This is a genomic window from Clostridium sp. CTA-17 (assembly GCF_054767895.1).
On record NZ_BAAABF010000005.1, the window covers coordinates 122947 to 135734 of the forward strand.

Genomic DNA, 12788 nt, shown 5'->3' on the forward strand with positions numbered 1-12788 from the left:
TCTTGTGAGAAGAAATTTCGACAAAAATCAACATAACTTTAAATGTTAAAAAAAACACAAAATAGGAGGAAGGTTAGTAATGTTAGAAATCATTCAAAAAACACTTACTGATAATGCAATCATAGGTGCAATATTTTCATCAATAGCAATTATATTCTTAGGATTTTATATTAGAAAAAGAAATATATTAACAGGGGCTGCATCTAAAATATTAACTAAGGTTGTATTAACAGTTGCAATTCCAGCATTAGCATTTACTTCATTCATGAAAGATATTAATCAAAAAGAATTACATGAAGGTATTAATATTCTAATATGGGGATTTGTAATTTACATATTATTAATTGTATTAACAAAGTTTATCTTTGCAAGAGTTAAAGGGGACAAGCAAGACGTATTTAGAGTACTTACTATATTTGGATCAACAACTTTCTTTGGAGTTCCAATAGTTAAAGCAGTTTATGGCTCAGTTGGAGCTATGTACTCATCAATATTTAACATAGCATATAGAGTTTTCTTATATTCATATGGATACATTAAAATGTCAGGTGTAAAAATGGACAAAGAAAACTTAAAGAAAAATTTAAAAGAGATGTTATTAAACCCAGTAATTATAGCTACATTCTTAGGATTATTTATATGGTTATTCCAAGGTATGTTACCACAAGTTCAAATAGGTGATAAGAGTTATGCATTCTTAAGAATAGACCAAACATTACCTTGGCTATATAAACCACTTACATACTTAGATAAATTATGTTCACCACTTGCATGGTTAGCTATAGGTATTACTTTAGCAGAAGTACCATTTAAACAAGCAGTAGGAAAAAAAGAACCTTGGGTATATAGTTTAATAAAAATAATCTTAGTTCCAGTTATAAACTTAGGATTATTAGTAGTATTAAATAAAACAGGTATATTACCAGTTTCATTCGAAGGAATGGCTACTACAGTTATCATGTTAGCTACTCCAACTGCTACAGTTGCTGCAGCTTACGCAATAAGTTTTGATAAGGAAGCTTTATTAACATCAAATTGTTCATTACTATCAACAGTGGTTGCCGTAGTAGCAATGCCATTCTGGATAGTAATATTACAAATAATCAAAAACATAGGATTATTTGCTTAATAATATAAGAATTTAAAAACTAACAAACTTTTTTAAAACTAAAAACATATTTTTCATATTAGATATGAGTGAGATGATATTTGAATGAGTGATTAGAATTTCATTATTTCTGGAATATATTCAGCGTTAAAAAGCTGAGATTGTTTGAAGCGAAGCGAGTTTCGAAGCTTTAGCTGAATATATGGAAGAAGTAATAGAAATTCTTCACGAAATTCAATAATCATTGAACTATATATAATATGAAAAATTTATTTAACTTTTAAAATAAAGAAGAAAAGATGGGGAAAAGAGGAGGTTTTTCGTATGATAAAATTAGTATGTTATGGAGTTAGAGAAACAGAGGTACCATACTTCCATAAGTTAAATGAAGAGTTCGGATATGATTTAACTTTAGTTGAAAAAAACTTAAACCATGAAAATGTAGAGGAAGCTATAGGGGCTGAGGCTATAATGGTAAGAGGAAATTGTATGGCTGATAGACAAAACTTAGAACTATTAAAGAGTAAGGGTCTTAAATATGTTTTAACTAGAACTGTTGGATTTGACCATGTTGATTTAGAAGCTGCTAAGGATTTAGGATTACAAGTTGCTAGAGTACCAGGTTACTCACCAAATGCTATAGGAGAATTAGCTGTAAGTTTAGCTATGATGCTTTTAAGACATACAGCATACACTACTAATAGAACAAGCAATAAAAACTTTGTAGTAGATGGATTTATGTTTAGTAAAGAAATAAGAAACTGTACAGTTGGAATATTAGGAGCAGGTAGAATCGGATTAACAACTGCTAAATTATTTAAAGGATTAGGAGCTAAGGTTGTAGCATACGATGTATTCCAAAGTGATGCTGCTAAGGAAATAGTTGAATTTATGCCTTTAGATGAAGTTTTAAAAGTTTCTGATGTAATATCAGTACATATGCCATATATAAAAGGGCAAAATTACCACATGATAAATGAAGAATTCATATCAAAAATGAAAAATGATGCTATTATAATCAACACTGCAAGAGGAGAATTACAAGATATAGAAGCTATAGTAAAAGCTCTTGAAGAAGGAAGATTAGGCGGATTTGGAGCTGACGTTTTAGAAGGTGAATCAGCAGTATTCTTCAAAAACTTAGAGGGACAAAAGTTAGAAAATGAGTCATATGAAAAATTAATAAGCTTATACCCAAGAGCTTTAGTAACTCCTCATATGGGTTCATATACAGATGAGGCTTTAAGAAATATGATAGGAATATCATATGAAAACTTAAAGGAGTATTTAGAGGGAAATACTTGTAAAAATGCAATAGCATAATAAATAGAGTATCTTTAAATTGCTTTAATTAAGGTTAAAATTAAATAAGTTTACTAACAAAAGAAGTATATCAATAATTATGTTCTTAAGAAAATATAATCTATATTTTCTAGAGCTATAAATTATGATATACTCTTTTTTTATGAGATTTCCTAAGTTTAATTTAAATCTAAAATATATTTAAAAATTAAAAAAGTTAAAAATATGAGTTTAGAAAAAAGATTAGTGAAAAATTAAAAATAGAATTGGAGTAATCCTTACAATATGATATAATTCCTTCACGGTGGTGAAAAATATGAAAGTAAAATTTGAAAATAAAATATTATTATGGGCTATACTTATAACTTTCATTCCACTAGCATTATCTTTTACTTTATTCATAGAAGATAAGCTTTCATATATGGATGAAGATGTAAGAAATACCTTAAAAGAGACTGCTTTTAGTATAAGTCAGATTCCTTTTATTCAGGAAGATCTTAATAATGGAGAAATAAACTCAAGAATCCAAGAATATACCAAACATTTTATTGAAGCCATAAATGATGTTGATATTATTGTTGTTGCTGATATGAGAGGGGTTAAGTATTCTCATTTAGATGAGAAGCAAATAGGACAGGTATTTGTTAATGAGGATAAGAAAGAGGTTTTAACACAAGGAAGTAGTTATTATTCTTTGATGAAGGGCTCTATGGGAGAAACCTTAAGGTGGTTTCAACCTGTAATGTACAATGGAAAACAAGTTGGTTTTATTATGGTAGGTAAATATTATAATGAGATTCAACTTTTAACCCATAAGACTTTAATAAAATATATGGGACTTTTTATTTTAGTTTTTTTAATTACTATATTAATATCTAAACTTTTTGCTAGAAAGGTTAAAAAGGCAATTTTGGGAATGGAACCAGAAGAAATTGCTGCCTTATATAAAGAAAAAAAGATAATATTAAATACAGTAAGCGAAGGTATTATTGCTTTAAATAAAAACAATGAAATAACAGAGATAAATGATAATTGCTATAAGCTTATAGATGGATTTTCAAAGTATAAGGTGTTGAAAAAATTATTACCTTATATAGAAGAAAATAAACCTGTAGAAATGAAAGAAATTATAGTGCAGGGGAAGAAAGTATTTGTGACTATACAACCTATTATGAAGAAGGGTGAATATTTAGGTTCTGTAATAACTTTAATGGATAGAAATGATATTAGAAAAATTGCAAAAGAGATAACTGGAGTTGACGAGGTTGTTAAGAATCTAAGAGCTAATGTCCATGAATTTAGAAATAATCTACATGTAATTTTAGGATTAATTCAATTAGGTGAATATGAAGAAGCTAGAAAATACATATTAAAAACTCAAAAGATCCATGAAAATAACTCTTTAAAATTTTCAAATGTAGAGGATTATTACGTGAGAGGATTACTTCTAAGTAGAGAGTTAGTTGCTAAAGAAAGAGGAGTAAACTTTGTCTTAACAGAGGAATCATTTTTATTTGGAAATCATAATTATGTTGATTCCTATGATATTGTAACTATTTTAGGTAACTTAATAGAAAATGCCTTTGATTCTTGTGTATGTTCAAGTAGTGATAACAAGGAAGTTGAGGTTACTTTATATGAAGATGATGAAAAGATAGAATTGCAAGTTAGGGATAATGGAAAACCTATAGATAATAATATAAAGGAAAGAATATTTGAATTAGGAGTTTCCTCAAAGGGAGAAGGAAGAGGAACAGGATTATCATTAGTTAAGAATAGAGTTGAGCTTTATGATGGTTGTATTGATATTGAGGAATTCAATGAAGAGAAAATATTTATTATAACTATTTTAAAAGGAGAAAAGTAATGGAAAAGAAGATACTTATAGTAGAAGATGATCCAATGGTGGCTCTTATTAATAAAAGATTTTTAGAAAATATGGGGTTTAAAAATATATTAGGACCAGTACAAACTGAGGAAGAAATAATAAGGGTATTAGATAAAGAAAATATTGATTTAATTCTTTTAGATGTATATCTTCCTAAGAAAAATGGTATTGATATATTAAAAAGTTTAAGATACAAGAAGTATTTAACTGATGTAATAATGATAACTGCTGCAAATAGTGTTGAAGAGGTGAAGAGAGCCTTTGCTTATGGGGTAACTGATTACTTAGTTAAGCCCTTTGAATTTGAAAGGTTTGAGGAGGCTGTAAATAAGTATAAGCAAAAAAATAATCTTTTAAATAAGAGAGAGGCTTTAAGTCAGCAGGATATAGATGTTATTTCAAAATCTTTAGAGGAAAAGATTGAATTACCTAAGGGATTAAATCAAAAAACTTTAGATAGAATAATGGAGTTTTTAAAAGAAAATCAAGGGAAGGTTTGGACACTAAGAGAAATAGCTTATGAATTAAAAATAAGCAATGTAACAATAAAAAAATATATGGATTATTTAGAGGATGTTAAAAAAGTAAATGTAACCTTAACTAGTGGGAATGTTGGGAGACCTGAATATAAATACACTCTAGGCTAATAAATAAAGATTTTCATAGAAAATATTTCCTAATTTGTATAGTATAATTATATTATAAATACTTATTAGGAGGGGATAGTGTGGAATATAACAAGCATAGATATTTAGGATTTTTAGGATTGCTTTCACTAATTGGACTCAAGGGATTTACAGGAGGAAATGCTTTATGGTATATTTTCTTTCTTAATTTCTTATGGTTTACATTTTTTTATGAGAACAGTTGGATATATATAGGAACTCCATTTAAATTTAATAAATAAAATATTTGAAAAATTCTTTTGTTTAGAGTAGATTTTTAATTTAAAAGGAGACTAAAAATAAGTTTTGTAATTTTTTTTAAGGAAAACTATATTATAATTAGATGAAGATGCAAATCATATACATTTGCATATTAAAAACACATGAAAAATAGGTGGGGGAGAAAAAAGGATGAATAGAAAAAAGATTGTTGCTAGTATTTTAACAACCTCTTTATTAGTTACATCACTAGTTGGATGTGTTAGTTCCAATAATAAAACCAATGCAAATAATAATTCAAAAGTTCAAGAAAGTGTTGAAAGTCAATCTGATTTTAATGAGTTAAGAACTTATGTAGGAAAATCTTATAATGAAGTTTCAGAAAAGAATGGAACTGGAAGTGAAAAAATAGAAGAGGTTGAAGGAAAGAAAGTTATTGTGTCTTCAAGTTATTCTATAAGAATGTTTAATTACAATGCAAACTTAATACTAGAACTTGATGACTCAAAAAACGTAAGTGCAGTAAGTGTTCACTTTAAAGGTATAGGGCCTGAAAATATATTAGAAAATATAAAGAAGGTATTAGGTGAACCAAAGGTTAGCAAGGATAAAGAAAATGGTGATTCTAAAGTTTATTCATGGGAAAAAGATGGATACCAATATAAGCTTTCAGAAGTTGGAGAAGAAACTATAATAACTGTAAATAAGAATGCTATTTAATTTATTTGACCTTTAATATTTTAAAATAAGAATAGGATATATTAGCATTGATTTTAGATAAAACTTTAAGTATGACTTAATGGCTATAAAGCAAACAGCTATCTAAAATAAAACTATGGTAAAAATGTAGATAATTAAGAGGTTTATAGTTTTCCACTATAAATTTCTTAATTTTTTTATGCTTTAAAGATAATAATTCTAATAAAATATTATGTATTTTATTAGAATTGTTCTTATTTTAGAGAGTTTTTGAAAATAGTACAGGATATGGCTTAATATATAGAAAATATATTGAGTATTAGGTAAAATAAGAAATTTCAACTTTAAATCATAATAAATGAGTCTTTATTAATTTTTACAAAGACCTAGCTTCGGAGTAACATGTTAATAAGGATGAGGATAACCTAAATCCAATGTCTTTAATATAAAAGATTTACCTATGCAATAAAAAATAAGGAGGGATTTTATATGTCAAAACATCATAGAATAAGTCATTGTGATGCAGAACATACAATGAAAATAGAAAAAGAAAAAATGGCCGAAGTAAGAAAAGAAGAAAAAAAAATGGCTAATAAAGTTAAATGTCATGAAAAATGTTGTGGTAAATAATTAAGTTCATAAACCTAAAAGTCAAAGTATGTTATGTAAGGATAGAGATAAATTTATTAAATAGTAAATTAATCTCTATCCTTATTTTTTTAATAAGCAATGAAAATTTAAGAGTTAGTTAATTTAACTTTTCATATAAAAAAATCAATACTACACTAATTGAAATTATAATTTTCATAAAAGTTTGTTATGGATATTTTAATATATAATATAAAAATAAATATAAAATTAGTGAAATAAATTTACTTAAATTGGAGTAAAATATAAAGAACATATTTATGTTAATAAATTTTAATAGTAATATATCATTGATTTATGCAAATATTTATGATAAAGTTTTAAAGTGTTTAACAAACTTTGTTTCCATATGAGGGAGTAGTTAGCTCAAGTTGAATGAGTGATTAAGTCAACAAATTGACCAAAGGGCTTTGGTCTGGCTTAATCTTAAATAGCGAGACTTATATGCAGTTTTTTGCTGCATATAAGTCTTTTTTTATAAAGTTTTTATAAGTAGGAGGATATATTATGAGTATTTTATCTATTGTTTTAACTGGTTTTGGCCTTGCTATGGATGCTTTTGCCGTATCAGTTGCTAAGGGAATAACCCTTACTAGAGTAAAAGCTAAAGATGCATTAAAAGTTGCTTTATTCTTTGGAGGATTTCAAGCACTTATGCCTTTAATAGGATGGGGAGCTGGGAGATATTTCGCCGATTATATAAAAGCCTTTGATCATTGGATAGCATTTATATTATTAAGTTTCATAGGTGGAAAAATGATTTTTGAAGCTTTTAAAGAAGATGATGAAGAAAAAGCTGAGGTTGCAGTATCAATGGAAGTTAGCAAAAATAAAGAGAGAGAATTTGCTAATATGAAACGCAAAGAGGAGTTAAGTGCTAAAAACCTTACAGTATTAGCTATTGCAACTAGTATTGATGCTTTAGCAGTTGGGGTTAGTTTTGCATTCTTAGGTATTTCTATAGTTCAAACTATAATAATAATTGGTATTATAACTTTTGTTTTATGTTTTTTAGGGGTAATAATAGGTGAGAAATTAGGAGATATATTCAAAAATTATGCTGAAATAGTAGGTGGAGTTATATTAATTCTTATAGGCATAAATATATTATTAGAACATACAGGAATTATTGAAAAGTTATTTTCTTAGTATCATAATTAAGGTAAGGATACATATATAACTTTATCTTAGGTTGAAACTTAAAATCACTATTTTTTAAACAAGAGAAAAAATATTACTTGTAATAATATATGAACAAGTGATATAAATATATAGGTAGATTTTAGAATAATAATTTTAATTAAATATATTTGTGTTAAATATGGTTTAGAGTTATAAACAACTAAGGAGGTAATTTACATGTACGTTGCATTTGGAAACAGAGTGTTAGATAGTGAGGACATAAAAAAAGAAATAGAACTTAATACTGATGCTAGAGTTGTAAGTGATTTATGTAAGAGCTCAAAAAGAGAAGATATAATTGCTTTTAAACTAAGCATAGATATGGATATCTTAAGAGGGCTTATGAAGGAGAATTCTGATCTTAAAGATTTAAATGATGAAGAGTTATTTGAAGATTATTTAGATTTAGCAGAAGAGGTTGCTGGAATGATATTTGAATACATGCCAGAAGATGCTATATTAGATATAAGATCATATAAATGGGATATGTCTTACGATGATATAAAATTAATAATGGTAATGGCTCATGAAGATCTTGGAATAGCTAAGGTTAATGATGTTATGAAGAGATTATTAAGACAAGTAGATTAATTTTAAATGGTGCAATAAACTTTTAAATTAATTTTTATACAATAAGTTTTATATGAATTAGATAATTAAAATCTATAAATGTTATTTGTTTTTCTAACATTTATAGATTTTTTTATTGTGTTTTTAATAAAGGAATTTATGAAATACTTATTGGAAATACTTTTGGTTGTAGAAAAAATAAAAAGTTTAGTATAATAAAATTATTAATTTGTTGTGAATAAAAATTAAAAGTTAAATGAAAGTTTTAATTCATGTAATTTTTATAAGGACGATTAGTTAAAATATTTTAGTGATTTAGTAGGTGATTATAATGAAACTTTTAAGTTTAAATACGGAAATACTAGGTTTTGATACTTCTTCTGCATTTGCAAAAGAATTAAATTTAAATGAAAAAGACTTAGTTTTTACAAACAGAAGAATATATGAAGGAAGTTTTAAATCTTTAGATTTAAAATGTAATTATGTCTTAAAGGACAAATATAATTTCAATGAACCTAATGATGAAATTATAGATGAAATTTTTAAAGATATAAAAAATATAGACTTTAATAGAGTTATAGCTATTGGTGGGGGATCAATCTTAGATGTAGGTAAACTTTTAGCATTAAAAGATGTGGATAGTACAAAGAAACTATTTAAAAGAGAACTTCCTATAATAAGAGATAAGGAGCTTATTATAGTTCCTACAACTTGTGGTACTGGTAGTGAGGTAACAAACATATCTATTGTTGAAATAAAAAGTGAAAATACTAAGTTAGGTTTAGCAGTAGATGAACTTTATGCAGATAAGGGAGTTTTAATTCCGGAACTTTGTAAAACAATGCCTTATAAAGCTTTTGTTTATAGTTCAATTGATGCATTAATACATAGTATAGAAGGATTTTTATCTCCAAATTCTACTCCTTATACAGATTTATTTGCTTTTAAAGCAATTGAAATGATTTTAAGTGGATATAAAGAGATAATAGAAAAAGGTGAAGAATATAGAAATTCTATAATGGATAAATTTTTAATTGCAAGCAATTATGCAGGAATAGCCTTTGGAAATGCAGGAGTTGGTGCAGTTCATGCCTTATCTTATCCTTTAGGAGGAAAATATCATGTTCCTCATGGAGAAGCAAATTATCAATTTTTAATGGCAGTATTAAAATTCTACAAGAAAAATAATGGTGATGGAAAAATTAGCGAATTAACAAAATTAATAAGCGGTATTATAAATTCAAAGGAAGAGGATTGTTATTTAGAGTTAGAAAACTTATTAAATAATCTTATCAGAAGAAAGAATTTAAAAGAATATGGTATGACAATTGATGAAATTGAAAAGTTTTCTCAAAGTGTAATGAAAAATCAACAAAGATTACTTAAAAATAATTATGTATCTATGGAAATAAAAGATATGGAGGAAATTTATAAATATCTATATTAGGAGGCATTATGAAATTTTTTAGGATGATTTTAATTGCTGGAGAAGTTTTGCTTGTAATTTTATTACTTTTAGGTATTGTTTTTAAAGTAGCTGGATATGAGCAGAAAGATAAAAGCGCCAGTAATATTAAAGAACAATATATTAAATTGGATGATGAACAACAAGAAAAATTGCTATGTTGTAATATTATAAGATAGTAATTTTAAATAGTTAATGGGAAGGAGAGGTAATTGTGGTTTTAGTACTTACATTTATTTTATTTTTAATGATATTTTTAATTATAGTAGATTTTTTTGCTGTATTATTCAGACTTACAGGGGTGCCAATAGAAAAAGCCAGATTTCAAGTTACATCTCTTTTAACAGGAACAGGTTTTACAACAAAAGAAAGTGAGATAATAGTTCAACATCCTACTAGAAGAAAACTTGCTATTTGGCTTATGGGATTTAGTTATGCCAGTACAGCAACTATTATATCTTTTGCAGTTAATATAATAACTAGTAGTGTCATAGATGTAGGATCAATAGCTGTAATTGTTCTTTTTATTATATTTGTTTTGTTTTTTCATAAAAGTTCTTTGCTAGAAAAGTTTGAAAATAAAATTGAGAAATTTATTGTGCAATCTAAAATTTGGGACAAGATTAATTCAAAGCATTTAACTTTAATAACTAATACCAAAGGCTTTGGAGTCTATGAAATATATCTTTCAAACAAGGCAACACTTATTGGAAAGAGCATAAGAGATAGTAATCTTAAAGCAAATGAAATAGAAGTTTTAAATATAGATAAAGGGGATAAGTTTGTTAATTTCCCAACTCCTGACTATACTTTTGAGGTCTGTGATAAGGTAACAGTGTATGGTAATGTAAAAAATATAAAAGCTATGTTTAAGCATATAAATGAAGTCAAATAATAAAATGGGCGTGTATCAAAATAACTTTTTATAAAACTTACAAATAGTGTATGTTTGTAAGTTTTATTTTTTATATTTAGATACAAACCCATTTTTTTATTATTTATAGCCTAATTAGATTTTTAAGTTATTTAGATTTTTAATCATTTTATTTAAAACTTCATCAAAAAATATAAGTTCTTCATCTTTTAAATCTTCTAGTAGTAACTTAAAAAATCTATTACTTACTTTGTTTAAAACATTAAGTGTTTCATTGGCAGAGGGAGATATGTATAATCTAAATATTCTTTTGTCTTTGTCATCTTTTTTTATTGATAGCATTTCTTTTTTTAATAGACTTTCTATAGATCTTGAAATTAATCCCTTAGAAAGACCAGAAAATTCAACTATATCCTTTGCAGTATTATATTCTAAATTTTCTTGTAAGAAAACTAATATTTCAAATTCATTATGCGTTAATCCCAAATCATTTAATGTTGGTGAAATAAATTTTTTATATGTTTTTTTTGCTTTAGTAAAAGAAACTAAAAAAGCATTTCCATTAGGATTAAGAGCTTTTAAATCCATTAACCTTCCTCCTTGAATAGTTCAATTGTAAACTTTATATAAATTATACCTTAAATTGGTTTATAAGTAAACTATATATTTTTTATTTAAAGCATATAATCATTATACATATGAAAATATACTTTTTTAATAATATTTTGCAAAGTTTAATGTATAAAAGATTAATATTTTTTAATTAAGTTAATAATATAAGGATAAAATAGTAAAAATTTACTAAAATATATTTTATAAATTTATTTAGGAGAGGAAAAACATTGGAGTTTAAAAATAATAAAATTAAAGATTATATTCTATTATCAACATACATAATACTTTTAATATTCTTTTTTATAAATATAAAGGATATTATGAGCTTTCTTGGTAAGTTTTTAGGAATACTAAAGCCTTTTATATGGGGGATAGCCATAGCTTTTATTCTTAATATTCCAGTGAGATTAATAGAAAAAAACTTAGGAAATGGTAAGTTCTTTAAAGGAATGAAAAGAAGTTTTTCAATAACTTTAACATTTCTTTTCTTTATATTAGCTATAACATTATTTATATTATTTGTAATTCCTCAATTATTAAGTAGTATTTCAACTTTAATGAATAGTATTCCAGAATACTTATCTCAATTTGAAAAGTTTTTAGAGGTAAATGCAATAAATAATTCACAGTCACAAGTTATGATGCAAAATATAATTAATGAGTTACTAAATATGTGGAAAGAAATATTAAAGGTAACAAGTCAAATAGTAGGAACCTCCTTAGGGTATTTATTAGACTTTACCCTAGGAATAACTTATGGAGTAATAAATTTCTTTTTAGCCTTAATTTTAGCTATATATATGCTAGCAAGTAAAGAAATCTTAATAAGTCAACTAAAACTTATAATATATGCTTTTGTTAATAAAAATAAGGCAGATAGGATTATAGAACTAGGTAATATGTGTAATGAAATGTTTTCAAAGTTTATATTAGGTCAATGTGCAGAGGCCATAGTTATAGGGATTTTATGCTTTATAGGGATGATAATTTTAAAAATGCCATATGCTTTATTAATAAGTGTAGTAATTGGGGTAACGGCTTTAATACCTGTTTTTGGAGCGTTTTTAGGTACAATACCATCAGCTTTTATAATACTAATAATAGATCCTATTAAGGCTCTTTGGTTTATTATATTTATAATAGTGCTTCAGCAATTAGAAGGAAATTTAATATATCCAAAGGTTGTTGGAAACTCTATAGGGTTATCTGCCTTGTGGGTTATGTTTGCTATGATAGTTGGAGGTAGTCTATTTGGAATAATAGGTATGTTAATAGGAATTCCTATCTTTGGTGTATTATTTAAAATCTTAAAGAGAGTAGCTAATAAGAAGATAAATGAAAAGGGAATTGAAAGAAGATAATTTAATATATTCATTTTAAAGTAGTTTATTATAAATAGGCTACTTTTTTATTTTGATTTTTTTAAGGAGGTAGAATAAGAGTAAATTAATAAAGTGATAAAATTAGATGATTAAACTTAGTAGTTTATTAAAATGTTTATATAAGAGATAGAAGTTTTAAGTATGTGTTTTTCTATAATGAACAAATGTGTC

Annotated in this window: 14 protein-coding genes; 13 read left to right on the top strand and 1 reads right to left on the bottom strand. The window is 25.9% G+C overall.

Going from position 1 to position 12788, the window contains the following annotated elements; translation table 11 throughout:
• The first annotated feature begins 79 nt into the window (after positions 1-79).
• The 12 genes from ACYUCG_RS10190 to ACYUCG_RS10245 all read left to right on the top strand — a co-directional run bounded on the left by ACYUCG_RS10190 (position 80) and on the right by ACYUCG_RS10245 (position 10641).
• Positions 80-1129 (top strand): AEC family transporter, encoded by a 1050-nt coding sequence (locus ACYUCG_RS10190; RefSeq protein WP_460268557.1) that lies wholly within the window; start codon positions 80-82, stop codon positions 1127-1129.
• A 303-nt stretch (positions 1130-1432) separates the two neighbouring features.
• Positions 1433-2431: a 2-hydroxyacid dehydrogenase gene (locus ACYUCG_RS10195; RefSeq protein ID WP_003455390.1), complete on the top strand. Its 999-nt coding sequence runs from the start codon at positions 1433-1435 to the stop codon at positions 2429-2431.
• 295 nt (positions 2432-2726) lie between these two features.
• Positions 2727-4277, top strand: coding sequence for an ATP-binding protein (locus tag ACYUCG_RS10200; RefSeq protein WP_240297671.1), 1551 nt, complete (start codon positions 2727-2729; stop codon positions 4275-4277).
• Positions 4277-4945, top strand: a complete 669-nt coding sequence (locus ACYUCG_RS10205) for a response regulator (RefSeq protein WP_460268558.1) — start codon at positions 4277-4279, stop codon at positions 4943-4945. The genes ACYUCG_RS10200 and ACYUCG_RS10205 overlap by 1 nt, the downstream gene beginning before the upstream one ends.
• Positions 4946-5025: 80 nt before the next feature.
• Entirely contained in the window at positions 5026-5205 is a 180-nt protein-coding gene (locus ACYUCG_RS10210) for a hypothetical protein (protein ID WP_060796686.1), read from the top strand.
• 169 nt (positions 5206-5374) lie between these two features.
• A complete protein-coding gene (locus tag ACYUCG_RS10215; protein WP_460268559.1) occupies positions 5375-5902 on the top strand; it encodes a hypothetical protein in 528 nt (175 codons plus the stop codon).
• Between the two features lie 468 nt (positions 5903-6370).
• Positions 6371-6511: a hypothetical protein gene (locus tag ACYUCG_RS10220; RefSeq protein WP_460268560.1), complete on the top strand. Its 141-nt coding sequence runs from the start codon at positions 6371-6373 to the stop codon at positions 6509-6511.
• Positions 6512-7036: 525 nt separating this feature from the next.
• Positions 7037-7678, top strand: a complete 642-nt coding sequence (locus ACYUCG_RS10225; RefSeq protein ID WP_060796688.1) for a manganese efflux pump MntP — start codon at positions 7037-7039, stop codon at positions 7676-7678.
• A gap of 210 nt (positions 7679-7888) precedes the next feature.
• Complete coding sequence (locus ACYUCG_RS10230; protein ID WP_060796689.1) at positions 7889-8302, top strand: hypothetical protein; 414 nt, start codon at positions 7889-7891, stop codon at positions 8300-8302.
• A gap of 310 nt (positions 8303-8612) precedes the next feature.
• A complete protein-coding gene (locus ACYUCG_RS10235) occupies positions 8613-9728 on the top strand; it encodes a 4-hydroxybutyrate dehydrogenase (RefSeq protein ID WP_460268561.1) in 1116 nt (371 codons plus the stop codon).
• Positions 9729-9736: 8 nt separating this feature from the next.
• Positions 9737-9925 carry a hypothetical protein gene (locus ACYUCG_RS10240; protein WP_060796691.1) on the top strand — a complete coding sequence of 63 codons (189 nt, stop codon included), beginning with the start codon at positions 9737-9739 and terminating at the stop codon, positions 9923-9925.
• Positions 9926-9960: 35 nt separating this feature from the next.
• Positions 9961-10641: a TrkA C-terminal domain-containing protein gene (locus tag ACYUCG_RS10245; protein WP_460268562.1), complete on the top strand. Its 681-nt coding sequence runs from the start codon at positions 9961-9963 to the stop codon at positions 10639-10641.
• A 114-nt stretch (positions 10642-10755) separates the two neighbouring features.
• On the opposite strand, the gene ACYUCG_RS10250 is transcribed toward ACYUCG_RS10245, so the two are convergent.
• The gene (locus tag ACYUCG_RS10250; RefSeq protein WP_003471180.1) at positions 10756-11208 is read right to left on the bottom strand and encodes a MarR family winged helix-turn-helix transcriptional regulator; all 453 of its coding nucleotides are present in this window, start codon (positions 11206-11208) and stop codon (positions 10756-10758) included.
• 254 nt (positions 11209-11462) lie between these two features.
• Between ACYUCG_RS10250 and ACYUCG_RS10255 the strand changes: the two genes are divergently transcribed.
• A complete protein-coding gene (locus ACYUCG_RS10255; RefSeq protein ID WP_460268563.1) occupies positions 11463-12596 on the top strand; it encodes an AI-2E family transporter in 1134 nt (377 codons plus the stop codon).
• Positions 12597-12788: the final 192 nt, after the last annotated feature.

What these genes read in the sequence shown, in the direction of transcription:
- ACYUCG_RS10225 (WP_060796688.1), top strand. Translation starts at nt 7,037, where the DNA reads ATGAGTATTTTATCTATTGTTTTAACTGGTTTTGGCCTTGCTATGGAT.
- ACYUCG_RS10205 (WP_460268558.1), top strand. Translation starts at nt 4,277, where the DNA reads ATGGAAAAGAAGATACTTATAGTAGAAGATGATCCAATGGTGGCTCTT.
- ACYUCG_RS10200 (WP_240297671.1), top strand. Translation starts at nt 2,727, where the DNA reads ATGAAAGTAAAATTTGAAAATAAAATATTATTATGGGCTATACTTATA.
- ACYUCG_RS10250 (WP_003471180.1), bottom strand. Translation starts at nt 11,208, where the DNA reads ATGGATTTAAAAGCTCTTAATCCTAATGGAAATGCTTTTTTAGTTTCT.
- ACYUCG_RS10230 (WP_060796689.1), top strand. Translation starts at nt 7,889, where the DNA reads ATGTACGTTGCATTTGGAAACAGAGTGTTAGATAGTGAGGACATAAAA.
- ACYUCG_RS10195 (WP_003455390.1), top strand. Translation starts at nt 1,433, where the DNA reads ATGATAAAATTAGTATGTTATGGAGTTAGAGAAACAGAGGTACCATAC.
- ACYUCG_RS10235 (WP_460268561.1), top strand. Translation starts at nt 8,613, where the DNA reads ATGAAACTTTTAAGTTTAAATACGGAAATACTAGGTTTTGATACTTCT.
- ACYUCG_RS10220 (WP_460268560.1), top strand. Translation starts at nt 6,371, where the DNA reads ATGTCAAAACATCATAGAATAAGTCATTGTGATGCAGAACATACAATG.
- ACYUCG_RS10215 (WP_460268559.1), top strand. Translation starts at nt 5,375, where the DNA reads ATGAATAGAAAAAAGATTGTTGCTAGTATTTTAACAACCTCTTTATTA.
- ACYUCG_RS10190 (WP_460268557.1), top strand. Translation starts at nt 80, where the DNA reads ATGTTAGAAATCATTCAAAAAACACTTACTGATAATGCAATCATAGGT.
- ACYUCG_RS10240 (WP_060796691.1), top strand. Translation starts at nt 9,737, where the DNA reads ATGAAATTTTTTAGGATGATTTTAATTGCTGGAGAAGTTTTGCTTGTA.